General features: G+C 71.7%; 22 protein-coding genes. 7 read left to right on the plus strand and 15 right to left on the minus strand.

The features are described 5' to 3' along the window. Window positions 1–13: 13 nt before the first annotated feature. On the plus strand, window positions 14–1,261 hold the full coding sequence (locus tag ABZT06_RS10870) for a lipase family protein (RefSeq protein ID WP_355738046.1): 1,248 nt from the start codon (window positions 14–16) through the stop codon (window positions 1,259–1,261). Between the two features lie 63 nt (window positions 1,262–1,324). Here the strand turns inward: ABZT06_RS10870 and ABZT06_RS10875 are convergent, their stop codons facing one another. The 4 genes from ABZT06_RS10875 to lipB all read right to left on the minus strand — a co-directional run bounded on the left by ABZT06_RS10875 (window position 1,325) and on the right by lipB (window position 4,397). Continuing rightward, entirely contained in the window at window positions 1,325–2,026 is a 702-nt protein-coding gene (locus ABZT06_RS10875; protein ID WP_355738049.1) for a DUF4191 domain-containing protein, read from the minus strand. A gap of 66 nt (window positions 2,027–2,092) precedes the next feature. Then, window positions 2,093–2,293, minus strand: a complete 201-nt coding sequence (locus tag ABZT06_RS10880) for a hypothetical protein (RefSeq protein WP_355738052.1) — start codon at window positions 2,291–2,293, stop codon at window positions 2,093–2,095. Between the two features lie 263 nt (window positions 2,294–2,556). After that, entirely contained in the window at window positions 2,557–3,522 is a 966-nt protein-coding gene (gene lipA, locus ABZT06_RS10885; protein WP_355738055.1) for a lipoyl synthase, read from the minus strand. Window positions 3,523–3,596: 74 nt separating this feature from the next. Further along, window positions 3,597–4,397 (minus strand): lipoyl(octanoyl) transferase LipB, encoded by an 801-nt coding sequence (gene lipB / locus ABZT06_RS10890; RefSeq protein ID WP_355738057.1) that lies wholly within the window; start codon window positions 4,395–4,397, stop codon window positions 3,597–3,599. A 245-nt stretch (window positions 4,398–4,642) separates the two neighbouring features. Between lipB and ABZT06_RS10895 the strand changes: the two genes are divergently transcribed. Further along, window positions 4,643–6,079, plus strand: a complete 1,437-nt coding sequence (locus ABZT06_RS10895) for a regulator (RefSeq protein ID WP_355738059.1) — start codon at window positions 4,643–4,645, stop codon at window positions 6,077–6,079. Window positions 6,080–6,203: 124 nt separating this feature from the next. Here the strand turns inward: ABZT06_RS10895 and ABZT06_RS10900 are convergent, their stop codons facing one another. Together ABZT06_RS10900 and ABZT06_RS10905 are read right to left on the minus strand one after the other, a co-directional pair. Continuing rightward, window positions 6,204–7,631 carry an NAD(P)/FAD-dependent oxidoreductase gene (locus ABZT06_RS10900; protein ID WP_355738062.1) on the minus strand — a complete coding sequence of 476 codons (1,428 nt, stop codon included), beginning with the start codon at window positions 7,629–7,631 and terminating at the stop codon, window positions 6,204–6,206. 171 nt (window positions 7,632–7,802) lie between these two features. Continuing rightward, entirely contained in the window at window positions 7,803–8,696 is an 894-nt protein-coding gene (locus tag ABZT06_RS10905; RefSeq protein ID WP_355738065.1) for a TIGR01777 family oxidoreductase, read from the minus strand. A gap of 71 nt (window positions 8,697–8,767) precedes the next feature. Between ABZT06_RS10905 and ABZT06_RS10910 the strand changes: the two genes are divergently transcribed. After that, on the plus strand, window positions 8,768–9,256 hold the full coding sequence (locus ABZT06_RS10910; RefSeq protein ID WP_355738068.1) for a GNAT family N-acetyltransferase: 489 nt from the start codon (window positions 8,768–8,770) through the stop codon (window positions 9,254–9,256). A gap of 81 nt (window positions 9,257–9,337) precedes the next feature. Here the strand turns inward: ABZT06_RS10910 and ABZT06_RS10915 are convergent, their stop codons facing one another. After that, window positions 9,338–10,522, minus strand: coding sequence for a MarP family serine protease (locus tag ABZT06_RS10915; protein ID WP_355738071.1), 1,185 nt, complete (start codon window positions 10,520–10,522; stop codon window positions 9,338–9,340). A gap of 191 nt (window positions 10,523–10,713) precedes the next feature. Here ABZT06_RS10915 and ABZT06_RS10920 point away from each other — a divergent pair, with 191 nt between their 5' ends. Then, on the plus strand, window positions 10,714–11,544 hold the full coding sequence (locus ABZT06_RS10920; protein WP_355738074.1) for an N-acetylmuramoyl-L-alanine amidase: 831 nt from the start codon (window positions 10,714–10,716) through the stop codon (window positions 11,542–11,544). Window positions 11,545–11,690: 146 nt separating this feature from the next. On the opposite strand, the gene ABZT06_RS10925 is transcribed toward ABZT06_RS10920, so the two are convergent. Further along, window positions 11,691–12,818: a peptidoglycan bridge formation glycyltransferase FemA/FemB family protein gene (locus ABZT06_RS10925; RefSeq protein WP_355738077.1), complete on the minus strand. Its 1,128-nt coding sequence runs from the start codon at window positions 12,816–12,818 to the stop codon at window positions 11,691–11,693. 159 nt (window positions 12,819–12,977) lie between these two features. Between ABZT06_RS10925 and ABZT06_RS10930 the strand changes: the two genes are divergently transcribed. Continuing rightward, window positions 12,978–13,214 (plus strand): hypothetical protein, encoded by a 237-nt coding sequence (locus ABZT06_RS10930; protein ID WP_355738079.1) that lies wholly within the window; start codon window positions 12,978–12,980, stop codon window positions 13,212–13,214. Window positions 13,215–13,430: 216 nt separating this feature from the next. Here the strand turns inward: ABZT06_RS10930 and ABZT06_RS10935 are convergent, their stop codons facing one another. Beyond that, the gene (locus tag ABZT06_RS10935) at window positions 13,431–13,949 is read right to left on the minus strand and encodes a DUF4240 domain-containing protein (RefSeq protein WP_355738293.1); all 519 of its coding nucleotides are present in this window, start codon (window positions 13,947–13,949) and stop codon (window positions 13,431–13,433) included. A gap of 292 nt (window positions 13,950–14,241) precedes the next feature. On the opposite strand from ABZT06_RS10935, the gene ABZT06_RS10940 reads away from it, so the two are divergent. Beyond that, window positions 14,242–15,516 carry a transposase gene (locus ABZT06_RS10940; RefSeq protein ID WP_355738082.1) on the plus strand — a complete coding sequence of 425 codons (1,275 nt, stop codon included), beginning with the start codon at window positions 14,242–14,244 and terminating at the stop codon, window positions 15,514–15,516. 34 nt (window positions 15,517–15,550) lie between these two features. Here the strand turns inward: ABZT06_RS10940 and ABZT06_RS10945 are convergent, their stop codons facing one another. From ABZT06_RS10945 to ABZT06_RS10955, 3 genes are all read right to left on the minus strand, one after another. Then, the gene (locus ABZT06_RS10945; protein WP_355738085.1) at window positions 15,551–16,525 is read right to left on the minus strand and encodes a YafY family protein; all 975 of its coding nucleotides are present in this window, start codon (window positions 16,523–16,525) and stop codon (window positions 15,551–15,553) included. A 132-nt stretch (window positions 16,526–16,657) separates the two neighbouring features. Beyond that, window positions 16,658–19,360: a pyruvate dehydrogenase (acetyl-transferring), homodimeric type gene (gene aceE, locus ABZT06_RS10950; RefSeq protein ID WP_355738087.1), complete on the minus strand. Its 2,703-nt coding sequence runs from the start codon at window positions 19,358–19,360 to the stop codon at window positions 16,658–16,660. A gap of 234 nt (window positions 19,361–19,594) precedes the next feature. Beyond that, complete coding sequence (locus tag ABZT06_RS10955; RefSeq protein WP_355738090.1) at window positions 19,595–20,218, minus strand: GntR family transcriptional regulator; 624 nt, start codon at window positions 20,216–20,218, stop codon at window positions 19,595–19,597. Between the two features lie 253 nt (window positions 20,219–20,471). On the opposite strand from ABZT06_RS10955, the gene ABZT06_RS10960 reads away from it, so the two are divergent. Beyond that, window positions 20,472–20,837 (plus strand): hypothetical protein, encoded by a 366-nt coding sequence (locus ABZT06_RS10960; RefSeq protein WP_355738092.1) that lies wholly within the window; start codon window positions 20,472–20,474, stop codon window positions 20,835–20,837. A 58-nt stretch (window positions 20,838–20,895) separates the two neighbouring features. On the opposite strand, the gene sucB is transcribed toward ABZT06_RS10960, so the two are convergent. The 3 genes from sucB to ABZT06_RS10975 all read right to left on the minus strand — a co-directional run bounded on the left by sucB (window position 20,896) and on the right by ABZT06_RS10975 (window position 26,128). Beyond that, window positions 20,896–22,719: a 2-oxoglutarate dehydrogenase, E2 component, dihydrolipoamide succinyltransferase gene (gene sucB, locus ABZT06_RS10965; RefSeq protein WP_355738095.1), complete on the minus strand. Its 1,824-nt coding sequence runs from the start codon at window positions 22,717–22,719 to the stop codon at window positions 20,896–20,898. Window positions 22,720–22,788: 69 nt separating this feature from the next. Then, complete coding sequence (gene lpdA, locus ABZT06_RS10970; protein ID WP_174269101.1) at window positions 22,789–24,177, minus strand: dihydrolipoyl dehydrogenase; 1,389 nt, start codon at window positions 24,175–24,177, stop codon at window positions 22,789–22,791. A gap of 424 nt (window positions 24,178–24,601) precedes the next feature. Next, window positions 24,602–26,128 (minus strand): leucyl aminopeptidase, encoded by a 1,527-nt coding sequence (locus tag ABZT06_RS10975; RefSeq protein ID WP_355738098.1) that lies wholly within the window; start codon window positions 26,126–26,128, stop codon window positions 24,602–24,604. Window positions 26,129–26,178 lie beyond the last annotated feature (50 nt).

Genomic DNA, 26,178 nt, shown 5'->3' on the forward strand with positions numbered 1-26,178 from the left:
ACGCGCCGGACCGATGAAGAGATCCGTCCTTGTCACCGCCCTCGCCGCCGCCCTGCTGGGCGGCGGTCTCGTCTGCGAAGCACCCCCGGCCCCCGCCGCGGCCGCCTGCACCGCCGCCGACGCGGACGTCTACGCACCCCCCGCCACCGTTCCCGCCACTCCGGGCACCGTGCTGGCCTGCCGTTCCGTCACGCTGAGCCAGGTGCCGGGCAACCTCGCCATGTCCGCGTGGAAGGTCCTCTACAGCTCCACCGACCACCAGGGCCGGCCCGTCGCGGTCTCCGGCACCCTCGCCGTCCCCACGGCGCCCTGGGCCGGCCCCGGCACCCGCCCCGTCGTCGCCTTCCACCCCGGCACCCTCGGTCTCGGCCCCCAGTGCGCGTTCTCCAAGCAGCTCGCCGGGGCCTTCCAGGACGAGTACGAGGGCGACAACATCGCGGCCCTGCTCAAGGCCGGGTACGCCGTCGCCGCGACCGACGGTCCCGGCTACCTCGACGGCCAGACGCACCGCTATGTCGCCGGCACCGACTCCGGGCACGCCCTGCTCGACATCGCCCGCGCCGCCCCCGCGGTACCGGGCAGCGGCCTGTCCCGGCAGGCCCGTATCGGCCTGTGGGGCTACTCCGAGGGCGGCGCGGCCAGTCTGTGGGCGGCCCAGCTGGCGGCGGGCTACGCACCCGAGCTCAACGTGGTCGGCGACGCCTCGGGCGGCATCCCCGGTGACCTGAGGGAGGTGGCGGCCGGGCTCGACGGCGGGGCCTTCTCCGGTTTCCTCGCCGACGCGGCCGTCGGCATCCAGGCCGCCTACCCGGCCCTGCCCCTCGACTCGCTCCTCAACGACCAGGGCAAGGAGGCCGTGAAGACCGCCAGGTCCGTCTGCGTGGCGGGCACCGTCACCGCCCTCGCGGGCAAGAGCATCAAGGACTTCACCACGGCCGGGCTCACCCTCGACCAGCTCTATCGGCAGCGCGGCAGCGACGGCCGCACCTGGGGCCAGGTCCTGGACGCCCAGAAACTCGGCGTGGACCTCGGGACCTACAAGATCGGCTTCCCCGTGCTCCAGTACCGCGGCGCCCTCGACGAGGTCATCCCCACCGCCACCGAGGACGCCGTCCGCACCGCCTACTGCGCGGCGGGCGTGAAGACCGGCTGGAAGATCTACGCTGGCGACCATCTGCTCGCCGACAACCAGGCCGTCGGCGACGTCGTCTCCTGGCTCGGCGACCGGTTCGCGGGCAGGTCCGCCCAGAGCGACTGCTGATCGGCCACGACGATGGGGGCGCCCGGTGTCACACCGGGCGCCCCCATCGTCGTACGAGAGAAGTCAGCGGGCCTTGCCGCCGCCCTTCGGCAGCTTCATGCCCTTCGGCATCGGGCCCTTCGGCAACGGCATGTTGCTCATCAGGTCGCCCAACGCGCGCAGCCGGTCGTTGGTGGCGGTCACCTGCGGGCCGGTCAGGACGCGCGGCAGCTTGAGCATGGCGGTCCGCACCTTCTTCAGGGGGACCTGGCCCTCGCCCGTGCCGACGACGATGTCGTGCACCGGCACGTCCGCGACGATACGGTTCATCTTCTTCTTCTCGGCGGCCAGCAGGCTCTTGACCCGGTTCGGGTTGCCCTCGGCGACCAGGACGATGCCGGCCTTGCCGACGGCCCGGTGCACCACGTCCTGGCTGCGGTTCATCGCCACCGCGGGGGTGGTCGTCCAGCCCCGGCCGATGTTGTCCAGTACGGCCGCGGCGGCACCCGGCTGGCCCTCCATCTGCCCGAACGCGGCCCGCTCGGCCCGGCGCCCGAAGATGACCGCCGTCCCGAGGAAGGCGAGCAGGAAGCCCAGGATGCCGAGGTAGACCGGGTGGCCGATCAGAAAACCGATGGCGAGAAAAACGCCGAGGATGAGGAGGAAGACACCCGCGAGTACCAGGCCGATCTTCTTGTCGGCCTTGCGGGTCATCTTGTACGTCAGGGCGATCTGCTTCAGTCGCCCGGGGTTCGCGGCATCCGCCGCACTGTCACTTCTCGCCATGCCCCGAAGTCTACGTGGCCCCGCAGACGCCGACGACGGCAGTGTCCGCCCCTCGAACGGGAGGCGTCAGGAGCTGATGGTGAACGTCTGGTCCAGGACGCGCTGCGCCTCGACCCGGTCCTTGGCGCGACGGCGGTCCTCCAGGACGGAGGTCCAGGCGTTGCGGCGGGCGGTGCGCTGACCGCTGCTCAGGAGCAGCGACTCGACGGCACGGAGTGCAGTGGAGAACGACGGGATGGCGGTGGCGCGAACCGGCGCGGCCTGCATGATGGAGGTCCCCTCGGGATGGCGGCTCTGGTGAGTGGTGCACGGGGTGTACAAACAGCGTCACTGAATGGTGTTACCAGCGCGTGACCGACCGGTCAAACGCGCATGAAGCCCCGATGCCCGCCCGAAAACACGGACGCGGCCCCGTTGACCCCCCTATCTGCGGGGATGTCCGGGACCGCGTCAATCGGCCACTACCGAGCGGTAGTTGCTTGTGCTCGGATTCACACGTTTGGAGTGGCACTCCGTGCCATCGGAAACTCTCAGACCGCCTGCGAGGCGACGTAGGAACCACGCTTCTCTACGGCCATCTGGTAGAGCCGGCCGGCCCGGTAGGAGGACCGGACGAGGGGGCCGGACATCACACCGGAGAAGCCGATCTGCTCGGCCTCCTCCTTCAGCTCCACGAACTCCTGCGGCTTGACCCAGCGCTCCACGGGGTGGTGGCGCACCGACGGGCGCAGGTACTGCGTGATGGTGATCAGCTCGCAGCCGGCGTCGTGCAGCTGCCGCAGCGCCTCGCTGACCTCCTCGCGGGTCTCGCCCATGCCGAGGATCAGGTTGGACTTGGTCACCAGGCCGAAGTCACGGGCGTCGGTGATGACCTTCAGGGAGCGCTCGTAGCGGAAGCCGGGGCGGATGCGCTTGAAGATCCGCGGGACCGTCTCGACGTTGTGCGCGAAGACCTCGGGGCGGGACTCGAAGACCTGCTGGAGCAGCTCCGGCACGGCGTTGAAGTCGGGGGCGAGCAGCTCGACCTTGGTGCGGCCGGCCTCGCGGCCCGCGGTCTGCTCGTGGATCTGCCGGACCGTCTCCGCGTACAGCCAGGCGCCGCCGTCCTCCAGGTCGTCGCGGGCGACGCCGGTGATGGTGGCGTAGTTCAGGTCCATGGTGACCACGGACTCGCCCACCCGGCGCGGCTCGTCACGGTCGAGGGCCTCGGGCTTGCCGGTGTCGATCTGGCAGAAGTCGCAACGCCGGGTGCACTGGTCGCCGCCGATGAGGAAGGTCGCCTCGCGGTCCTCCCAGCACTCGTAGATGTTGGGACAGCCGGCTTCCTGGCAGACCGTGTGCAGGCCCTCGCTCTTCACGAGCTTCTGCATGGCGGTGTACTCGGGGCCCATTTTCGCCCGGGTCTTGATCCACTCGGGCTTGCGCTCGATGGGGGTCTGAGCGTTGCGGACCTCCAGGCGCAGCATCTTGCGTCCGTCGGGTGCGACTGCGGACACGACCGGCTCCCTAGCGATTGATTCTTCGGCGTGCTCAAGGGTACGCCCGTGGATTTGAAAGTCCGCTGCCCGTCTCAGGCCGCAGGTGTCTTCTCGATCACCCTCGGCTTCAGCTCCGCGTTCTCCAGTACGTCCCTCAGGTGCCGCTCGACGACCGGCAGGACCTCGTCGATGGTCACGTCCCGGCCCAGCTCGTCCGCGAGGGAGGCCACGCCCGCGTCACGGATGCCGCACGGGATGATCCGGTCGAACCACTTGTTGTCCGGGTTCACGTTCAGCGAGAAGCCGTGCATGGTCACGCCCTTGGCCACGCGGATGCCGATCGCCGCGATCTTGCGGTCCTCGCGGCGCTGCCCGGCGTTGGACGGGGCGTACTCCGGGCCGTTCATCCGCGGGTCGAACTCGTCGTCCGTCAGCCGGGGATCGAAGTCCAGGGAGAGCCCGCCGAGCAACGGGCGCGTCCCGACCGGATCGCCGAGCACCCACACGCCACTGCGGCCCTCGACCCGGCTGGTCTCCAGGCCGAACTCCGCGCAGGTGCGGATCAGGGCCTCCTCCAGGCGCCGCACGTGCGCCACCACGTCCACGGGGCGCGGGAGCTTCTGGATCGGGTAGCCCACCAGCTGGCCCGGGCCGTGCCAGGTGATCTTGCCGCCGCGGTCGACGTCGATGACGGGGGTGCCGTCGAGGGGGCGCTCGCTGTCCGCGGTGCGCCGGCCCGCCGTGTAGACAGGGGGGTGTTCGAGCAGCAGGACCGTGTCGGGGATCTCGTCCTCGAACCGCGCCGCGTGCACCCGGCGCTGCTCGTCCCATGCCACCTGGTACTCGACCGCGTCCGCACCGAACCCCATGCGGACGAACCGCAACCCACTCACGGCAAGCGCCTCCCTAGAAGGTCGTAAGGCACGAACGGTGCCTACGCCACTGTACGTCCGCCCCGCGGACGTCAGCCTCGGGGGCAATCCTCACACGATCGGATGAACGAACGTCGAAGCGTGCGATCACCTGCTCACTCTCCGCTACATTCGCGCCGTTCGTAGAGGCCATAAGGGCTGCTCACAGGCAATCCGGGCACCACGTGACCACGTGACGGCCCGAAAGGCAGGAGACCGCACCGCAGATGACGGAACGACCCGCGCAGCGCACTCCCAACCGACAGCTCGCCGCGCTCATCGCAGAAGCGGGGTTCTCCAACGCGGGTCTCGCCCGACGCGTGGACCAGCTCGGTCTCGAACATGGGCTGGATCTCAGATACGACAAGACATCCGTGACCCGGTGGCTGCGCGGGCAGCAGCCCCGAGGCACCACACCCGCCCTCATCGCCGAGGTCTTCACCCGCAGGCTCGGCCGCCGGCTCTCCGCACAGGACCTGGGCCTCGACGCCTGCGCACCCGTCTACGCGGGGCTGGAGTTCGCCGCGGGCCCCGAGGAGGCCGTCGACATCGTCAGCGGGCTGTGGCGCAAGGACTCCGGCAGCCACGCCGAACTGCGCAAGATCGCCTTCACCCCGGCCGGCCTGGTCGTGCCGAGCCGTGACTGGCTGATCGGCCGCCCCGACGACCGGGTCGCCCGCGGCGAGCCCGCCCTCCGGATCCCTCCCCAGGGACGCCCGGTGGTGCCCCGGCAGCGCGGCCAGGCCGAGCGCGCACGCGGTCAGAAGGTCACCGGGGGCGACATCGCCGCGCTCGCCTCGGTCGGCGACCTCTTCCGCACCCTCGACGACCAGTACGGCGGCGGGCACGCCCGGCAGGCCCTGGTCCGTTACCTGGAGCACGAGTGCGAGCCGATGCTGCGCGGCACGTACGGCGAGACGACCGGGCGCAGGCTGTTCGCCGCCGCGGCCGACCTGACCCGGCTCGCGGGCTGGACGTCGTACGACATCGCGGCGCACGGGCTCGCGCAGCGGTACTTCGTGCAGGCCCTGCGGCTCGCGCAGGCCGCGGGGGACCGGGCGTACGGGGCGTATGTGCTGGTCACGATGAGCCGGCAGGCGGTGTACCTGGGGCACGGCCGGGAGGCGATCCAGCTGGCGCGGGTGGCCCAGCAGGGTGTCGGTACGACGGCCCCGCCGGTCGTCCAGGCACTGCTGCACTCGGCCGAGGCGCGCGGGCACGGGGTGCTGGGCGAGGTGCGGGCGTGCACGTCGTCACTGGTCCGCGCGGAACGGGCGCTGGAGGCGGCGCGTCCCGGTGACGAAGTCCCGCACTGGGCACGGTTCTTCGACGAGGCACAGCTGGCGGACGAGTTCGGGCACTGCCACCGGGATCTGCAGCAGTTCCGGGCGGCGGCGCAGCACGCCGAGCGCTCGCTTCAGCTGCGGGCGCCGGCGTATGCGCGGAGTCGGTTGTTCTGCCGGGTGGTGCTGGCCTCCGCGAGGCTGGGGCTGGGGGAGTTGGATCAGGCCTGTGCATTGGCTGTGGAGGCGGCGGGGCAGGCGGCGGAGATGCGGTCGGTTCGGGCGGTGGAGTATGTGCGGGACTTTGAACGGCGGTTGGAGCCCTATAAGGATGCGGCGCCGGTTCGGAGTTATCGGGACAAGGTTGCTGCGCTGGGGTAGGGCCTTCGCGCCGTAACTTCGCACCGTCGTGTGCCATGTGACGCTGCGTCGTGGCTGGGCGCGCCCACGCGGCGGAGCCGCAAATCGATACAGCCCCGCGCCCCTGACGGGGCGCGGGTGACCGTCAGGCCGCCTGAGCTGTTGGGGTGGGGTCTGCCCTGTGCATCGAGCCTGCTGCTCCCAGGTCCTTGAGGATTGCCGTAGTCGCCCGGTGGGCCGAATGCAGCGCTCCCTGGACCGTGCTCGTGTCGCGGTGGTCGCCGCAGACGTACAGGCCCGTCAGGAGGCGTACCGGGCGGCGGAGGTCGTGGGGGGCGGGCATGGCCGGGACCGCCTCCCGGGTGTGGTGGACCGCGAGGGTCTCCCAGCGGTGCGTGGGAGTGCCGTAGAGGCGGGCCAGGTGGCTGCGTACGGCCGTTTCCAGGTCCGAAGGGGGAGTCCCCAGGACCGTCGAGGAGATCAGGGCCCGGCCTGCAGGGGCCCGGCTCGGGTCGACCTCGCTGATCACCGCCGTGTGTGCCACCGGGCCGCCCCGGTCGGCGTCCAGCAGCAGGGCGGAACCCGTGTGGGGCGGCGGGTCGTCCGTCGTGTGGTGGACGACCGTCACCGGGTGGAAGTCCGGCACCCGCAGGCCGGGGAGCAGTTCGGCGGCCGTCCGCGCGTCCGTCGCCAGCAGCACCGCCCGGCACCGGATCTCGCCGTGCTCGGCCGTGGTCACCGAGGTCGTCGCGACGGACGTGACCCGCACCCCCGTGTGCACGGTCCCCGGCGGCAGGGTCTGCGCTAGCAGCTCCGGCAGCGCCTCCGCGCCCCCCTCCGGCACACACAGCCGGCCGCCCGCGAACGCCCGCAGCGCGAGGTCGGCGCACCGGCTGGACGTCGTCAGCGCGGGGTCGCACAGCAGCGCGGCGAGCAGCGGACGCAGGAAGCCGTCGATCGTGCGCGCGGGCAGCCCGCGGGCCGCGAGCGCCTGCCCGGCGGGCAGTTCGGGACGTGCGAGGAGGCGTTCGACGGGCACGCCGGCGAGGCGGGTGAGTGCGGCACCGAGCCTGGCCTGATCGACGGCACCGCCGAGCGGTGCGGCCCCGCGGGCGGCCCGGGGGACGGTCCCCTGACCGGCACCGGGCAGCACCCGGAACGCGGCCCTGCGGGACGCGGCCACCAGCCCCGGCCCCGGCGCCCCCCGAGGGGCGCTCGCCAGGGCGCGCACCGCGCGCAGTGCGCCCCTCGCGCTCCGGGCGCCCGCCGGAGCGTCCACCCGGTGGTGACGCCCGTCGCCGTGCAGCAGGACCCCCGGCGCGAACGGGCGCAGTACGAGCCCGTCGAGCCCCGGTGTCAGCCGCAGTTCGGGATACGCCGTGGACAGCAACTGTCCGATCCGGTCGAGCCGGAAGCCGTCGACCTTCTCCGTCGACATGCGGCCGCCCACACCGGGGGCGGCCTCCAACACCGCGACGGTCACTCCTTGGCTGGTCAGCCGATGCGCCGCGGAGAGTCCGGCGACCCCGGCTCCCACGATCACGACGTCCGCCTGGTACGCGGGCTCAAGCACGTGCCCCTCCTCGAGGTTGCGCGGCCGGTGGAGACGTCATGCCCCCAACAGGCTCCGGGGATACCCGAGTTCGGGTCGAGGGTAGGGCGGTGAACGGTCAGGAGCAGTCGCGCATCGACAGGGCACGGTCGCACGCCGGTCGCATGTCGTCACAGACGGCCACCGGACCTCTCACGCCGCGCGGATCGCCCCGTCGATGTCCGGGAACGCGAACGTGAACCCCGACTCCAGCAACCGCGTCGGCCGCACCCGTGCGCTGCCGAGTACGTCCCCGGCCATCTCGCCGAGCACGGCCCGCAGTACCGGCGCGGGGACCGGGAAGAGCGTCGGCCGGTGCAGCACCCGCCCCATCGCCTCGGTGATCTCACGGTTCGTCAGGGGCTCCGGGGCGGTGAGGTTGAACGGCCCGGACAGCCCGTCGGTCTCCAGGAGGTGGCGGATCGCGGCCACCTCGTCGTGCAGGGCGATGAACGACCAGTACTGCACCCCGTCGCCCATCCGCCCGCCGAGCCCCGCCTGGAACAGCGGGAACAGCTTGCCCCAGGCGCCGCCCCCGCGGCCCACCACCAGACCGGTGCGGGTGAACGCGGTCCGTACGCCCGCCTGTTGCGCGGGCGCGGCCGCCTCCTCCCACTCCACGCACAACTCGGGCAGGAAACCCCGGCCGGCGGGCGAGTTCTCGTCGACGACCCGGTCGCCAGTCTCGCCGTAGTAGCCCATCGCGCTGCCGTTCACGAAGACCCGCGGCGGCTCGTCCAGGGAGGCGACGGCTTTGGCGAGAGCGGTCGTGCCGTTGACCCGGCTGTCGTGGATGCGCTTCTTGTACGCCTCCGTCCAGCGCCGCGAACCGACGCCCGCCCCGGCGAGGTTGACCACGGCGTCGCACCCGGCGAGCCCGGCCGTGTCGACCCGCCCGGCCTCGGGATCCCAGCGGATCTCCGACTCGTCCCGGGGCTCCCGGCGCACCAGGCGCACCACCTCGTGCCCGTCCGCGGTGAGGGACCGCACCAGCGCCGAGCCGATCAGTCCGGACGCTCCGGCCACCGCGATTCTTGAAAGTTGCATGACCTCATCCTGCCTGGTGGGTGGGTAAAAGCGATGTCTGGTTCCGGTACCCCCGCCGTAGGCTGACGGTCATGTCCCAGCTGTCCATACGCCTCGCCCTCCCTGACGACGAAGAGGAGCTGGCCCGCCTCGACCGCGCCGAGTGGTCGCCCCTGCACGAGGTCCTGCCCGAACAGCGGCCGCCCTACCGGCCGTTCTTCGACGAACGTCACCTCCCCGGGGACTGCCTGGTCGCCGAGGCCGACCGACGCATCCTGGGGTACGTCCGTCTGGGTCTCCCGACCGGGCTCGACGCGAACGCCCATGTGCGCCAGATCCAGGGCTTCGTCGTCAGCGCCCGGGCCCGTGGACGCGGTGTCGGCCGGGCGCTGATCCGGGCGATCACCGAGGAGGCCCGCCGCCGGGGCGCCCGCCGCCTCACCCTGCGCGTCCTCGGCCACAACACCCCGGCCCGCAGCCTCTACGAGTCCGAGGGCTTCACGGTCGAGGGCGTGCTGCCCGAGGAGTTCCTGCTGGCGGGGGAGTACGTCGACGACGTGCTCATGGGGCGCCGTCTCTGAGGCGACGAGATCAGGAAGAACACGGGGGCCTCCGCGAGGACGAAAGGGACCGGCCCTCTCATCATCGGGGAGACCGTCGCGCTAGGACGTGACCAGTTCGCCCGTGTCCACCGCTGACGTGGCGTCCGCCGCCCTCTCGGCGGCGCCCGCGACCTCGTCGGCCGTCAGGACGTAGCCCGTCTCGTCGTCGGAGGTGGAGCGGGCGAAGACCACGCCGTAGACCTTGCCCGAGGTGGTCAGCAGCGGGCCGCCGGAGTTGCCGGGGCGGACGGTCGAGCGGATCGAGTAGATCTCGCGGGTGACGGTGGCATTGCCGTAGATGTTCTGGCCGGTCGCCTTCACCCGATTGGCCACCGTGGCCGCCTGGAGGTTCAGGTCGCCGTCCTGCGGATAGCCCGCGACCACCGCGGAGTCGCCCCGCGAGGCGCCGTCGTCGAAGCGCAGCACCGGCGCGCGCAGATCCGGGACGTACAGCACGGCCACGTCCCTGTCCGGATCGAACAGCACCACCCGTGCCTCGTACACCTGCCCGACCCCGCCGATCCGGACGCTGGGTCTGTCGATGCCGGCCACCACGTGCGCGTTGGTCATCACGTGCTGCGGCGCGAACACGAAGCCGCTGCCCTCGCGGCCCTGGGTGCCGGAGGCGCCCTCGATCTTGACGGTGCTGAGCTTGGCGGCGTCGGTGGCGGCGGCCGTGACGCTGTCGCCGGTGGGCTTGGCGACCTCGGCCGTCGACTCGTTCTCGAACGGGTTGAAGACCTGCGGGAAGCCCGCCTCGGTGAGCGCGGAGGTGGCCCGGGAGAACCAGGACGGCGTGGTCTCCGGCATGGAGTCCTGGACGGCGCCGAGCAGGGCGGAGTCCCGTATGGCCGTGGTCACCAGCGGGGACGAGGACGCACCGAGCACGCTCGCGGCGACCCAGGCCACGATGAGCACGGCGACGGAGTTGGCGGCGGCCCCGCCGACACCGTCGGCGACTCTCAGCGGCCCCTGGTCCAGCTCCCGGCGCAGCCTGAGCGCCAGCCGTCCTGCCAGCTCGTGCCCGACCGCGGCCGGGACCAGCACGGTCAGCACCGCGGTCACCGTCGCGGCCGTGCTCCCCGGGGTCACCAGGTCCATCATCCACGGCAGCACCCACACGCCCACGACCGCGCCGCCGACGAAGCCGGCGAACGAGACGCAGCCGGCCACCAGGCCGCGCCGGTAGCCGGAGGCCCCGTACGCGGCGATCACCAGCAACAGCAGGATGTCGAGCACGTCCACGGAGCCGCCCTTCTCTTTCGGAACCTTCAGTACGCAGGCGAGGCGTCCAGTGATCAGCTACGCGCGCGCGTGGCGCCAGGAACCGGCCACGCGTGCGTGCACCTGGAAAAACGTCGTGGACCAGGACGATGGTTCCACCGGGTGGCACAGCACACATCGCGGGCGGCGCCGATCGGTCCGACAGTGGGACCATGCGTGTCCGAAGAGCCCGGGGGATGCGAAGGCGGCGGTCGGCCCGAATACGCCCCGCGAGCCGCACAGGGCTCGCGCTTGCCTGCGTCCCCGGGCTCGCCGCCGTTCTCGGGCTTGTGCTGTGCGTCAAGGGGGTCGAGCGCGCGGTGGACGCCGGGTCCGCCAGGGCCGCCGCGGTGGCGGGGCACCGGCTCGCGCCGCACGAGGCGGTCAGGCCGCACATCGTGCCGAGGGCGGTGTGGGCCGTCGGCGGTGAGGCGAACAGCGCCGCCCGTACCCCGCCGCCCCCGCACTACGACGACAAGGTGCTCGCGGTCTTCGTGCACCACACCGACTCGCCCAACGACTACGCCTGCGCCGACGTGCCCCGCATCATCCGCTACCTCGCCGCCGGCCAGACCGGCGCCCGGAACTGGGACGACATCGGCTACAACTTCCTCGTCGACCGCTGCGGCACCATCTACGAGGGCCGTGCGGGCGGTGTCGACCGTCCCGTCACCGGCGCCCACACCCTGGGCTTCAACCACCGCACCGCGGGCATCGCCGCCCTCGGCACCTTCACCGCGGGCGCCGCCGTCCCTCGGGCGATGGCCGACGCGATCGCCGCCCTGGCCGCCTGGAAACTCGGCCTCGCCGGCATCGACCCGCGCGCCACCGTCCGTCTCACCTCCAGCAACAGCCACAGCCGCTACACCAAAGGGACCACCGCCACGCTGCCCGCCCTCGCGGCCCACGGCGACGCCTACACGACGACCTGCCCCGGCGCCGCCCTCAAGGCCCTGCTCCCGGAGATAAGGGAGCGAGCGGCCCGGCTCCAGGGCAGAAAGTGACCCGCCGAGCGCCGCGGTCGGCGGTGGGGTTGTCTGCGGCGGGGGTGCGTCCGCGGTCGGCGGTGGGGTTGTCTGCGGCGGGGGTGCGTCCGCGGTCGGTGGCGGGGTTGTCTGCGGCGGGGGTGCGTCCGCGGCCGGCAGCCGGGTCACCTGCGGCCGAGATACACCCCCAACGCCCGCTGCAGCACCCGCCCCTGGAGCCCCACCGGCCGTTCCCACTCGCCGAGGTACTCCACGACCCGGCCCCCCGCCCCCGTCTTGAAGTGGAGCCGGCCCAGCAGACGGTCCTCGTCGAGGGAGGGGGTGACGGAACGCAGGTCGTACGTCTCGGCACCGGCCGCCCGCGCATCGCACAGCATCCGCCACAACAGCGCGCTGCTGGGCCGCAGTTCCCGGCCCCGGCGGCCGGACGAGGCGTAGGAGTGCCAGACCCGGGAGCCCACGTTGATCATCAGCGCGGCGGAGAGCACCTCACCGTCGTACTCGGCGAGATAGAGCCGCAGCCGGTCGGGGTCCTCGGCGTTCAGGGACTCCCACATGCGCCGGAAGTAGACCGGAGGACGGGCCCGGAAGCCGTCGCGGGCGGCGGTCGCGGCGTAGAGGCGGTAGAAGTCGGGCAGGTCGGCGGCCGTACCCCAGGAGACCCGGACGCCCGCCGACTCGGCCGTGCGCAGGGACTGCTCGAAGTGCGGTGCGAGGGCCTCGCGCAGCTCGTCCACCGAGCGGCCCGCCAGCGGGATGTGACAGCCGTACCGCGGCTGCCCGGGGCCGAAGCCGCTGTCCTCGTCCTGTGCGCACCGCCGCCATCCGAGCCCGCGCAGCCGTTCCCCGGCGTCCAGCGCGAACCCGTCGACGTCTGCCGCGGGCAGCTCGCGCACATGCTGGACGCCTGGGTCGGCGATGCCCGCCGCCACCGTGCCGGCGTCCCAGTGCCGGACGACGACCGGCGGCCCGATCCGCACCGAGAACGCCCCGCGCTTCTCCAGATGGGCGACCAGGGGATCCAGCAGGCGCTCCGGGCGCGGGCCGAGCCAGTCGATCGTGGGCCCGTCGGGGAGGTAGGCGAGACGGCGCCGGGTGCCGGGCAGCGGCCGGTACAGGACCAGTGCCGTCGCGATCCTCGCCTCGTCCTCGAACCAGCCGACGCTCTCCGCCTGCCAGTCGGGCTTCACCTCGGCCCACTCGGGGATCTGCAGATGGCTCGCGTCGGGGTGCAGCCGCAGGTGGGCGAGATGTTCCTCGCGCGTGATCTCGCGCACGTACGGGCTGGTCATGGGCGGGGTGCTCCTGTTCGGGGCGGCCACGGTAAGCCGGGGGTCACGGCGGGGGTCAAGGGCCCGAGCCCTCACAGGTTTCTCGTAGGCGACTCAAGGGCCACGCCGAAACAGCCGCCCTATCGTCATGCACACGCACTGACTGGAGGTGGGGAAGAAATGAACAGCAGTCACATGGACACCACGGAGAAGGCCGGCGGATGGATCCGGACCGCCCGCGGCCCCTGGGCCGTCGTATGCGCCGTCGCCGCCGTGGTCCTCGGTCCGGCCGCCGTCACCGCGTCCGCGCTCGACCAGGCCAACGCGGCCCCGATGCACCACGCGGTGCGGGCCGATGGGACGCAGGCGTACATCCCGGCGGACACGACCCGGCGCAGGGCCACGACGGCGGCCTGACGCCGACGAGCGGCCTGAAGCGGGCGAGCGGTTTGAAGGAGCGGCCTGAGATCGGCGAGCAGCCTGAGAGCGGCGGGCGGTTTGAAACCGACCAGCGACCTGGCGGGAGCCACGCCCTAAACCGCTCCCACAGCTTGAGGTCCGCCGAGCGGTCCGGACCAGCGGGCGGTCTGAAGCCGGCGGGCGTCTGAACCCGGCGGCCGGTCTGACGGGGGCTCAGCCCCTGAACCGGTCCCACAGCTTGGGATACCGCTCCGCCAGCACCCGATCGCTCTCCAGGTCGACCGGCGCACCGAGCGGCTCGGAGGCCGCGGGCGGGATGCCCAGGTCGGGAGCGACGGTACCGGTGAGCTGCTCGTAGGCCTCGTCGGCCGCGTAGCCCAGTTCCTCGCCGTCGCCGTCGATCTCCTCGTCGAAGTCGGCCAGCAGGTCGGCCAGCGAGTCGGGCTCGTGCACGCCGCCCTCGTACACCTCGCGGCCCTGGCCGATCAGCCAGCACCGGAAGAAGTCGAAGGCGTCGTCGCTCGCCCCGTCCAGCAGGATCGAGGCGGCGCCCCACAGGTCCCAGGTGTACGCCCGGTTGAACCGGGCCTCGAAGTGACGGGCGAAGTCGAGGACCATCTCCGGGTCCAGCGTCAGCAGCCGGTCCACGAGCAGGTCGGCCTGTTCCTCGGGGTCGCCCTCGGCGGCCTCGCGGGTGGCGTCCACCAGCTCCCAGAACTCCGTCTCGTCCATCACGGGTCCAGCATCGGGCCTGGAAGGGTGCGGCGCACGTGGAGTGCGGCGGATTGTTATGTCCCGAACAGAGTTCTTCACATGGATTCTTGCGAGGATGCCCCGGCGCCGGGGAGGAATCGCATCTCGTGGCGGCGACGCGGGCATCGCTGCGTCCGGTGTCCTGGGGCGCGGAGCGCCCGCAGTGCTGTCGTGGCCGGGGAAGCGAACGCGTGTGCTTGTGTTCGCTGGTTGTGGTGATGGCGGCGCGATGAGGGCACGGCTGTGCGGGTATCGCACGTACGGTCTCGTCATGGACGTCGGGGCGAGCGGGCGGGGTGTGGGAGGGGGTGTCGTTGTGCCGGTGGTGAAGGTGTCAGGGGAGGGCGGGCATGCCCGGTACACCTACCGGCTGCGCGTGTCGTCGACCGCACACGCCGCGCTGCTCGCGGAGTGGGACCGCTGCCGGTGGATCTGGAACGAATGCGTGGCCAAGTCCAGGGCCGTGTACGGCTGGAACCAGAACCGGCCCGAGGGCGAGGGCAAGCGCACATGCGGCCCGGCCCAGCTGGATCGGATGCTCACCGAGGCCCGCGAGCGCACGCCGTGGCTGCGCCAGGGCAGCTCGGTGCCGCAACAGCAGATCATCCGTGACTTCGCCACCTCGCGGGCCAAGGCGCACAAGGACATCAAGGAGCGGCTTCCGCAGCGGCGGCGGGCCGGGATGCCCGGGTGGAAGAAGAAGGGCGAGGCCGACCCGAGCCTGAACTACACCCAGCGCGGCTTCCGACTGAAGGACGGCCGCCTGCACCTCGCGGGCAACATCGTGCTGACTGTGGTGTGGTCGCGCGCGCTGCCCGCGGCACCGTCGTCGGTGCGCGTGTACCGCGACAGCCTCGGTCACTGGTACGCCTCGTTCGTCGTGCCCGCCACAGTCCAGCCGCTGGCCAAGACCGGCTGCGTGATCGGGATCGACTGGGGCGTCAGGGAGACCGCGACCACCACCAGCGACGCCCACGACCTCCCGCACGCCGGCCATGGCAGGAAGGCCCAGGCGAAGCTGTCGCGGTACGACCGGATGATGGCCCGCCGCAAACCCGCCAGGGGACAGGCAGCCTCCAAGGGCTACCGCGAGGCGAAGAAGCTGCGAGGCAAGGCGCACAAGAAGGCGGCCCGGCAGCGGCAGGACACCGGCCGCAAATGGGCGAAGAAGGTCGTGCGCGACCACGACGCCATCGCGGTCGAAGACTTCCGCCCGAAGTTCCTCGCCAGGACCACCATGGCGCGCAAGGCGGCCGACGCCGCCATCGGCGCCACCAAGAAGGCTCTCTTGGAGATGGCCAGGAAGCACGGGCGCATCGTGCATCTGGTCGACCCCAAGCACACCACCATGGACTGCGCAGCCTGCGGAGCGAGAAACAAGCACGCACTGCCCCTGTCCGAACGCACCTACACCTGCACCGCATGCGCAGCCGTCTTGCACAGAGACAAGAACTCCGCGCGCGTGATGCTCCTCCGGGCTGGTCTCAACCCGGCTGGTGCCGAGGGCGTTAGACCTCCGGGAGCGCCGCTCCCGGATGCAGCCTGAGCCAGGAACCCTCTCCCTTCAGGGAGAGGAGGATTCAAGTCTCGTACAGCCCCGCCAGACGTACGGCGTCCCGCGCGAACCGCGCCCGCAGGCTCGCCGGAGCCAGCACCTCCACCTCCGGCCCCAGCGAGGCGAGCTGCGCGTGGGCGACCTCCTCGGACTCCACCGGCACGGTCACCGTGACCCAACCGTCCTCGTCCGGCGGCCCGGCGGCGGACAGCACCTCCCGGGCCGCGGCGGGATCGACGGCGTACGGCAGTCCGCGCGCCCCCGCCTCGGAGAGCCGGACGACGACCTCGGCCCGCAGGATCGAGCGGGCGAACTGTTCGGCGCGCGCCTCCCAGAAGCCGGGCAGATCGAACTCCCCGTCGCGCTCGAACCGTTCCCCGGCGGCCGTCACCGCCGTGAACCGGTCGATGCGGTACACCCGGAAGGAGCCGCCCTCGGAGACACGTGCGCACAGGTACCAGACGCCCGCTTTGAGCACGAGCCCGTACGGCTCCAGCTCGCGCTCCACCTCGCCCTCCCGGCCGTGGTAGCGCGCGGTGACCCGGCGGTCGTCCCACACCGCGTCGGCGACGGCGGGCAGCAGCTCGGGGGACTTCGGCTCGGTGAACCAGTTGGGCGCGTCGAGATGGAAGCGCTGGGCGGCCGTACGGGAGGCGTCGCTGAGGGAGGGGAGCAGCGCGGCGGACACCTTCAGCCGGGCGGCCGAGGCCGCGTCCTCCAGCCCCATCTCGCGCAAAGCCCCCGGCACCCCGGACAGGAACAGCGCCTCGGCCTCACCGCGGGCCAGCCCCGTCAGCCGGGTCCGGTACCCGCCGATCAGCCGGTACCCGCCGGCCCGCCCCCGGTCGGCGTACACCGGGACCCCCGCCTCCGACAACGCCTGCGCGTCCCGCGTCACCGTCCGCTCCGACACCTCCAGCTCGCGCGCCAGCTCGGCGGCGGTCATGGCGGGCCGGGACTGGAGCAGCAGCACCATCTTGATGAGCCGGGCAGCACGCATACGGCCATGATGCCGGGGACCACTGACAGCGAAGGGGCACGGCAGCCGCCGTACCCCTTCGTCGAAGCAACGAAGCAACGAAGCAACGAAGCAACGAAGCAACGAAGCGCTGAAGTGCCGAAGCTCAGGCCCTCACAGCCCGTACTTCTCCCGCGCTTCCTTCACCGCCGTCGCCTTGACCTCGCCGCGGCGGGCCAGCTGGGCGAGCGCCGCGACGACGACCGACTCGGCGTCGACGCCGAAGTGGCGGCGGGCGCCCTCGCGGGTGTCGGAGAGGCCGAAGCCGTCCGCGCCCAGCGAGGACCAGTCCTGCTCGACCCACTGCGCGATCTGGTCCGGGACCTGGCGCATGTAGTCGGAGACCGCGAGCACCGGACCCTCGGCACCGTGCAGCACCTGGCGGACGTACGGGACCCGCTCCTCGCCGCGCAGCAGGCCGGCGTCGGCCTCCAGCGCGTCACGGCGCAGCTCCGTCCAGGAGGTCGCGGACCACACGTCGGCGGCCACGCCCCACTCCTCGGCGAGCATCCGCTGCGCCTTCAGCACCCAGTGGATCGCCGTGCCGGAGCCGAGGAGCTGGATGCGGGGGGCGTTCGCGACCGGGGAAAGGCCCGCGGACTCCGCCGTGTTGAAGCGGTACAGGCCCTTGACGATGCCCTCGTCGATGCCGAGACCGGACGGCTTGGCGGGCTGCGGAAGCGGCTCGTTGTAGACCGTCAGGTAGTAGAAGACGTTCGGGTCCTCGCCGGGGGCCGCCTCGCCGTACATGCGGCGGATGCCGTCGCGCACGATCGTGGCGACCTCGTACGCGAACGCCGGGTCGTACGTCAGCGCCGCCGGGTTCGTCGCCGCGATCACCGGCGAGTGACCGTCCGCGTGCTGCAGGCCCTCGCCCGTCAGCGTCGTACGGCCCGCCGTGGCACCGACCAGGAAGCCGCGGCCCAGCTGGTCGCCGAGCTGCCACATCTGGTCGGCCGTGCGCTGCCAGCCGAACATCGAGTAGAAGATGTAGAACGGGATCATCGCCTCGCCGTGCGTCGCGTACGCGGTGGACGCGGCGATGAAGTCGGCCATCGAACCGGCCTCGGTGATCCCCTCGTTGAGGATCTGGCCGTTCTGGGCCTCCTTGTAGTACATCAGCTGGTCGCGGTCGACCGGCTCGTACGTCTGGCCCTTGGGGGAGTAGATCCCGAGCGACGGGAACAGCGACTCCATACCGAAGGTGCGCGCCTCGTCGGGGACGATCGGCACCCAGCGCTTGCCGGTCTCCTTGTCGCGGACCAGGTCCTTGATCAGGCGGACGAAGGCCATCGTGGTCGCCACGTTCTGCGAACCCGAGCCCTTGTCGAAGGAGGCGAACGCCTTCTCGGCGGGCGCGGGCAGCGGGGCCACCGGGTGCACCCGGCGGGCCGGGGCCGGGCCGCCGAGGGCCGCGCGGCGCTCCTGTAGGTAGCGCACCTCGGGGGAGTCGGCGCCCGGGTGGCCGTAGGGGACCACGCCGTCGACGAAGTCGCTGTCCTTGATGGGCAGTTCGAGCAGGTCGCGCATTGTCTTGAACTCGTCCACCGTCAGCTTCTTCATCTGGTGGTTGGCGTTCTTCGACGCGAAGCCCTCGCCGAGGGTGTGGCCCTTGACCGTCTGGGCCAGGATCACGGTCGGCGCGCCCTTGAACTCGACGGCGGCCTTGTAGGCGGCGTACACCTTGCGCGCCTCGTGGCCACCGCGCGAGAGGTGGAAGCACTCGAGGATCTTGTCGTCGGACAGCAGCTTGGCCATCTCGACGAGCGCCGGGTCCTTGCCGAAGAAGTCCTGGCGGATGTAGGCGGCGTCGCGGGTCTGGTACGTCTGCACCTGCGCGTCGGGTACCTCGCGCAGCCGTCGTACCAGCGCGCCCGTCGTGTCGAGCTGGAAGAGCTCGTCCCAGGCGTTGCCCCACAGCGACTTGACGACGTTCCAGCCGGCGCCGCGGAACTGGGCCTCCAGCTCCTGCACGATCTTGAAGTTCGCGCGGACCGGGCCGTCGAGACGCTGGAGGTTGCAGTTGATGACGAAGGTCAGGTTGTCCAGACCCTCGCGGCTCGCGAGTGCGAGGGCCGCGGTGGACTCCGGCTCGTCCATCTCGCCGTCGCCGAGGAAGGCCCAGACGTGGGAGTCGGAGACGTCCTTGATGCCGCGCGCCGTCAGGTAGCGGTTGAAGCGGGCCTGGTAGATCGCGGAGAGCGGGCCGAGGCCCATCGACACCGTCGGGAACTCCCACAGCCAGGGCAGGCGGCGGGGGTGCGGGTACGACGGGAGGCCGTTGCCGCCCGACTCACGGCGGAAGTTGTCGAGCTGGTGCTCGTCCAGCCGGCCGTCGAGGAAGGCGCGGGCGTAGATGCCGGGGGAGGCGTGGCCCTGGATGTAGAGCTGGTCGCCGGACCCGTCGGCCTCCTTGCCCTTGAAGAAGTGGTTGAAGCCGGTCTCGTAGAGCCAGGCCGCGGAGGCGAAGGTGGCGATGTGGCCGCCGACGCCGTATTTGGAGCCGCGGGTGACCATCGCGGCCGCGTTCCAGCGGTTCCACGCGGTGATGCGGGACTCCATCTCCGGGTCACCGGGCAGGCCCGGCTCCGCGGCGGTGGGGATGGTGTTGACGTAGTCCGTCTCGAGGAGCTTCGGCAGCGCGATGCCGTTGCCCTCCGCCCTCTCCAGCGTGCGGCGCATCAGGTACGCGGCGCGGTGCGGGCCGGCCGCCTTGGCGACGGCGTCCAGGGAGGCCTGCCATTCGGCGGTCTCCTCGGGGTCCCGGTCGGGGAGCTGGTCGAGCTCGCTCGGCTGGATGGCGTTGGGGTCGGTCATGTCGCCGCCTTCCTCAGTCGAAGGGGGGTGCCCTTTGTCTTTGGCAGGACAGGGCAGTGGGGCCTCGGTGGAAGCCCGTCGGCGACTCTAACTCCCTGATCGATGATCGATCAAAGGGTTCAGGGTAAAACTTCTCGATCTCGAGAAAGTCGGCACGGGGTGCCTCCGGCGGAGACACCGGGTGCCTTGTTTTCGAAGGGTTTCCGCAGGTGAGCGTGGGTGTGCTCGGCTGTGTCAGGCCCTCGGCGCGCACCCCAGGACATGCGCCTTCACGATCTCCGGGATTCGCGGATCCCGGCGCTTGAACGCCGCCACCAGCTCCTCGTGCTCCTCCGCGTACGACTGCTGGACCGTCCCCAGCCAGCGGATCGACAGCGCGGTGAACACCTCGATGCCCAGGCCCTCCCAGGTGTGCAGCAGCACCGAGTTGCCGGCCGCCCGCACCAGCTCGCGGTGGAAACCCACCGTGTGCCGCACCTGGCCGGTGCCGTCGGCATCCCGGTCCGCCTCGTACAGCGCGGCGACATGAGGCTCCAGGGCCGAGCAGTCCTGCGCCAGCTGCTCCGCCGCCAGCTCCGCCGCGATCGCCTCCAGGCCGGCCCGGACCGGGTAGCTCTCCTCCAGGTCAGCAGCCGTCAGGTTCCGCACCCGGACGCCCTTGTTCGGCGCGGACTCGATCAGCCGCAGCGACTCCAGCTCGCGCAGCGCCTCCCGCACCGGCGTCTGGCTGACCTCCAGCTCGGTCGCGATACGGCGCTCCACGATCCGCTCGCCCGGCTGCCAGCGCCCGCTGACGATCCCCTCCACGATGTGCTCGCGGATCTGTTCGCGCAGCGAGTGGACGACGGGCGCGGTCATGAGAGCTCCTTAAGGGCGTTTGACGTTTAGACAATAAGGCCGAAGGCCCGTCCGGGAGGGGCGCTCGGGGGCGCTTCCCCGCAGGTGAGACGAGGCTTACACGCTCCCAGCCACACGACTTCTGTCAAGACACGGAACCCCGGAGCCCTGAGAGGTGCCGCGTTCGGCAGGGGGTTTCCGCACGGGGCGCCCCTTCGCACCGCAGGGGGACGCATGGACATCGGGGGGACGACGGGGACTGGCGGTCGCGGCCGTGATCGGCGCGCTCGTCTGCGTGGCGGGCTGCGGGCAGTCGGCCACCCGGGCGACGGGGCAGGCAAGGCCGAGCAGCACGGTGGCGATCACGGGGATGGCGGCCGCGGTCCCGAGCAGGGGCGCGGCCTGTGTGTTCGTCAAACCCGACGGTGCCCAGAGGTTCGGCCACGCCGGCTGGGCCTTCAAGGTCCCGGGCACCGGCCGCTGGGTCTACGGCGCCGTGGAGAACCCCAGCGCCGAGCTGTACACCCGGCCGGGCGGCGACATCGGGCCCCGGGCGATGATCCGTACGGTTGAGGCGCGTGGGTTCCTCGTCGGCGTCGACCGAAGACCGGCGAGCTCACTGCAGCTCACACCCGGGTGAGAGAACGCCGGTGCCCCCGCCCGGAAACCGGACGGGGGCACCGTACGAGCGAAATGCCTTACAGGCCGAGCTCGACCTCGAACTCGCCCGCCTCCAGGATGGCCTTGACCGCGGTCAGGTAACGGGCCGCGTCGGCGCCGTCCACCAGACGGTGGTCGTAGGAGAGGGTCAGGTAGGTCATGTCGCGGACGCCGATGACCGTGCCCTCCTCCGTCTCGATGACCGCCGGGCGCTTGACCGTGGCACCGATGCCGAGGATCGCGACCTGGCCCGGCGGCACGATGATCGTGTCGAAGAGCGCACCGCGCGAACCGGTGTTGGAGATGGTGAAGGTCGCGCCGGACAGCTCGTCGGGCGTGATCTTGTTCGCGCGGACCTTGCCCGCGAGCTCCGCCGTGGCCTTGGCGATGCCGGCGATGTTGAGGTCGCCCGCGTGCTTGATGACCGGGGTCATCAGGCCCTTCTCGGAGTCCACCGCGATACCGATGTTCTCGGTGTCGAAGTAGGTGATCGTGCCTTCGCCCTCGTTGATCCGGGCGTTGATCGGCGCGTGCGCCTTCAGCGCCTGGGCCGCCGCCTTGACGAAGAACGGCATCGGGGAGAGCTTGACGCCCTCCCGGGCCGCGAACGCGTCCTTGGCACGGGCGCGCAGCTTCATCAGGCGGGTGACGTCGACCTCGACGACCGAGGACAGCTGCGCCTGCTCGTGCAGCGCCTTGACCATGTTGTCGCCGATGACCTTGCGGATGCGGGGCATCTTGACGGTCTGGCCGCGGAGGGGGGAGGCCTCCAGCGTCGGCGCCTTCTTGGCGGCGGCAGCCGGGGCGGCAGCGGCGGGAGCCGGAGCGGCGGCGGCGGCCTTCGCGGCCTCGGCGGCGGCGACGACGTCCTGCTTGCGGATACGGCCACCGACGCCGGTGCCCTTGACGCCGGCCAGGTCGACGCCGTTCTCGGCGGCGAGCTTGCGCACCAGCGGGGTCACGTAGGCGCCGTCGTCACCGGAGGTCGCGGCGGGAGCCGGGGCCGGGGTGACCGGGGCGGGCGCCGGGGCCGGAGCGGCGGGCGCCGGGTCGGGAGCCGGAGCCGTCTGCTGCTGCGGGGCCGGAGCCGAGGGAGCCTGCGGGGCCGGAGCCGAGGGAGCCTGCGGGGCCGGAGCCGGAGCGGGCGCCGGAGCCGCGGGGGCGGGAGTCGGGGCCGGGGCGGGGGCTTCGGCGGCCGGGGCCGGGGCGGCGGGGGCCGGGGCAGCGGCCGGAGCCGCGCCCGGGGCACCGATGACGGCGAGCTTGGCGCCGACCTCGGCGGTCTCGTCCTCGCCGACCACGATCTCCAGCAGGACACCGGCGACCGGCGCCGGAATCTCGGTGTCGACCTTGTCGGTGGAGACCTCGAGCAGGGGCTCGTCCTCCGCGACCTCCTCGCCGACCTCCTTCAGCCACCGGGTGACGGTGCCCTCGGTGACGGACTCGCCGAGCGCGGGCAGGACGACGTCCGTGCCCTCGGCGGAGCCGCCGCCGGAAGCGGCCTCGGCGGTGGGAGCGGGCGCCGGGGCGGCCTGCTCGGTGGACGGCGCGGCCGCGGCCGGCTCGGGAGCGGGCTCGGCGACCGGCTCGGCCGCGGGGGCCGGGGCAGCGGCGGGAGCGCCGGTGCCGTCGTCGATGACGGCCAGCTCGGCGCCGACCTCGACCGTCTCGTCCTCGGCGACCTTGATGGAGGCCAGGACGCCGGCGGCGGGGGAGGGGATCTCGGTGTCAACCTTGTCGGTCGACACCTCGAGCAGCGGCTCGTCGGCCTCTACACGCTCACCCTCGGCCTTCAGCCAGCGGGTGACGGTGCCCTCGGTGACGCTCTCGCCGAGCGCCGGAAGGGTTACGGAAACCGCCATGGTTTCGGTTGCTCCTTACGAATTGCGGAAGTCTGAGTGCGAAGCGGAGTCGCTTCGTCGACCGAGGGATCAGTCGTGCGAGTGCAGGGGCTTGCCCGCGAGGGCCAGGTGGGCCTCGCCGAGCGCCTCGCTCTGCGTCGGATGGGCGTGGATGAGCTGGGCGACCTCGGCCGGCAGCGCTTCCCAGTTGTAGATCAGCTGGGCCTCGCCGACCTGCTCGCCCATGCGGTCGCCGACCATGTGGACGCCGACCACGGCACCGTCCTTCACCTGGACGAGCTTGATCTCGCCCGAGGTGTTCAGGATCTTGCTCTTGCCGTTGCCCGCCAGGTTGTACTTCAGAGCGACGACCTTGTCCGCGCCGTAGATCTCCTTGGCCTTGGCCTCGGTGATGCCCACGGAGGCGACCTCGGGGTGGCAGTACGTCACCCGCGGGACACCGTCGTAGTCGATCGGAACGGTCTTCAGACCGGCCAGACGCTCCGCCACCAGGATGCCCTCGGCGAAGCCGACGTGCGCGAGCTGGAGCGTGGGGACCAGGTCACCGACGGCGGAGATGGTCGGGACGTTGGTGCGCATGTACTCGTCGACCAGGACGTAGCCGCGGTCCATCGCGACGCCCTGCTCCTCGTAGCCGAGACCGGCGGAGACGGGCCCGCGGCCCACGGCCACGAGCAGCAGCTCGGCCTCGAACTCCTTGCCGTCGGCGAGGGTGACCTTGACACCGTCCTGGGTGTACTCGGCCTTCTGGAAGAAGGTGCCCAGGTTGAACTTGATCCCGCGCTTGCGGAACGCGCGCTCAAGAAGCTTGGAGGAGTTCTCGTCCTCGAGGGGGGCGAGGTGCTTGAGGCCCTCGATGATGGTGATGTCGGTCCCGAAGGACTTCCAGGCGGAGGCGAACTCGACGCCGATGACACCGCCGCCGAGGACGATTGCCGACTTCGGCACGCGGTCCAGGACGAGGGCGTGGTCCGAGGAGATGATGCGGTTGCCGTCGATCTCCAGGCCGGGCAGCGACTTCGGCACGGAGCCGGTCGCGAGGAGGACGTGGCGGCCCTGGACACGCTGGCCGTTCACATCGACGGAGGTGGGGGAGGAGAGCCGTCCCTCACCCTCGATGTACGTCACCTTCCGGGAGGCGACGAGACCCTGGAGGCCCTTGTACAGGCCGGCGATCACGCCGTCCTTGTACTTGTGCACCCCGGCGATGTCGATGCCCTCGAAGGTGGTCTTCACACCGAACTGCTCGCTCTCGCGGGCCTGGTCGGCGATCTCGCCCGCGTGCAGCAGGGCCTTGGTGGGGATGCAACCCCGGTGCAGGCAGGTACCGCCGACCTTGTCCTTCTCGATCAGGGCGACGTCAAGCCCCAGCTGCGCCCCGCGCAGGGCCGCGGCGTAACCGCCACTACCACCGCCGAGGATCACTAGGTCGAAAACGGTGCTGGCGTCGTTCGCCACGTCACGTCCTCCATGCATGTGCGCCGTACGCCGGTCTCCAGTGACCGGGCGGCGGCTGGTGTCCGGCCGCTCTTTCTTCGGCCCTGTGTGGGGGCCCTGTCCTGCCGAGCCCCATCTTCGCACTTGTCAGCCCTGAACGAGACGCCGGGCCGGGGTGTGAGACACCACACGCTCACATGTGAAGGCAGGCCCCGGTGAGACCTTCGACCAGGGACCTGGTGAGACACCCCAGGGGCGCGGGGCTGTATCGATATGCGGCTCCGCCGCGCGGGCGCGACCGACACCCAGGGGCGCGGGGCTGTATCGATATGCGGCTCCGCCGCGCGGGCGCGACCGACACCCAGGGGCGCGGGGAACTGCGCGACAAGCCACGACGGGCCCGCAGCCGCCCACGCCCCTCGAGAGCCGAGCTCTTAGGCGCCCGTCACCCCAGGTCACCCGCGGCGGTCAACTCGGCGAGCCGCACCAACGTACGCACCGCCGACCCGGTCCCACCCTTCGGCGTGTACCCGAACGGCCCCCCGTCGTTGAACGCCGGACCCGCGATGTCGAGGTGCGCCCACGGGATCCCCTCACCCACGAACTCCCGCAGGAAGAGCCCGGCGACCAGTCCGCCACCCATCCGCTCACCCATGTTGGCGATGTCGGCCGTGGGGGAGTCCATCCCCTTGCGCAGGTGCTCCGGCAGCGGCATCGGCCACGCCGGCTCCCCGACCTCCTCCGCGGCCTCGTGCACCGCCGTACGGAAGGCGTCGTCGTTGGCCATGACCCCGAACGTCCGGCTCCCCAGCGCGAGCACCATCGCCCCGGTCAGCGTCGCCACGTCCACGATCGCGTCCGGCTTCTCCGCCGACGCCGCCCACAGGGCGTCCGCGAGCACCAGCCGGCCCTCGGCGTCGGTGTTGAGCACCTCCACCGTCTTGCCGCTGTACATCCGCAGCACGTCACCGGGCCGCGTGGCGGACCCCGAGGGCATGTTCTCGGCCAGCGCCAGCCACCCGGTCACGTTGACCTCGAGACCGAGACGCGCGGCCGAGACCACGGCCGCGAAGACCGCCGCCGCCCCGCTCATGTCGCACTTCATCGTCTCGTTGTGGCCCGCCGGCTTCAGCGAGATGCCGCCCGAGTCGTAGGTGATCCCCTTGCCGACCAGCGCGAGGTGCTTCTTCGCCTTGGACGAGGTGTACGACAGCTTCACCAGCCGCGGCCCCGACGTCGACCCCGCGCCGACGCCGAGGATGCCGCCGTAGCCACCCTTCTCCAGGGCCTTCACGTCGAGCACCTGCACCTTGAGGCCGTGCTCCTTGCCCGCCGTCTGCACGATCGCGGCGAAGGCCTCGGGATTCAGGTCGTTCGGCGGCATGTTGATGAGGTCGCGCGCGCGGTTGAGCTCCTCGGCGACCGCGACGGCCCGGGCGAGCGCGGCCTTGTACGCGGCGTCCCGCGGCTTGCCGCCCAGCAGCGCGGCCTCGGCCAGCGGAGCCTTGCCGTTCTTCGCCCTGGCGTCCTTGCCGTTCTCCTTGTAGGTGGTGAAGGAGTACGCCCCGAGCAGCACGCCCTCGGCGACCGCGCCGAGGTCGGCGGCATCGCCCAGCGGCAGCACGAACGCGGCCTTCTTCGCGCCGGTCAGCGTGCGGGCGGCGACACCGGCGGCCTTGCGCAGCGCCTCCGGGTCGAAGGAGGAGTCCTTCTCGGGCTCGGCGCCCAGGCCGACCGCCACCACGAGAGGGGCCTTGAGGCCGGAGGGCGCGGGGAGCTTCGTCACCTCGCCCTCGGCGCCGGAGGCACCGAGGGTCTCCAGGACACCGGCGAGCCCGCCGTCGTAGGCCTTGTCCACGGCTTCGGCGCCCGGCGCCACTACCGGGCCTTTCGCGCCCTTGGCGACACCGATCACGATCGCGTCGGCTCGCAGGCCGGGCGCCGCGGAGGTGCTGAGAGTGAGAGCAGTCACGGTGGTGAATTCTCGCTTCCGATGTGAAGTTGCGTGGGTCGAGCGGGTGG

This window comes from Streptomyces sp. NPDC005483 (assembly GCF_040606035.1).
Classification (GTDB): Bacteria; Actinomycetota; Actinomycetes; order Streptomycetales; family Streptomycetaceae; genus Streptomyces.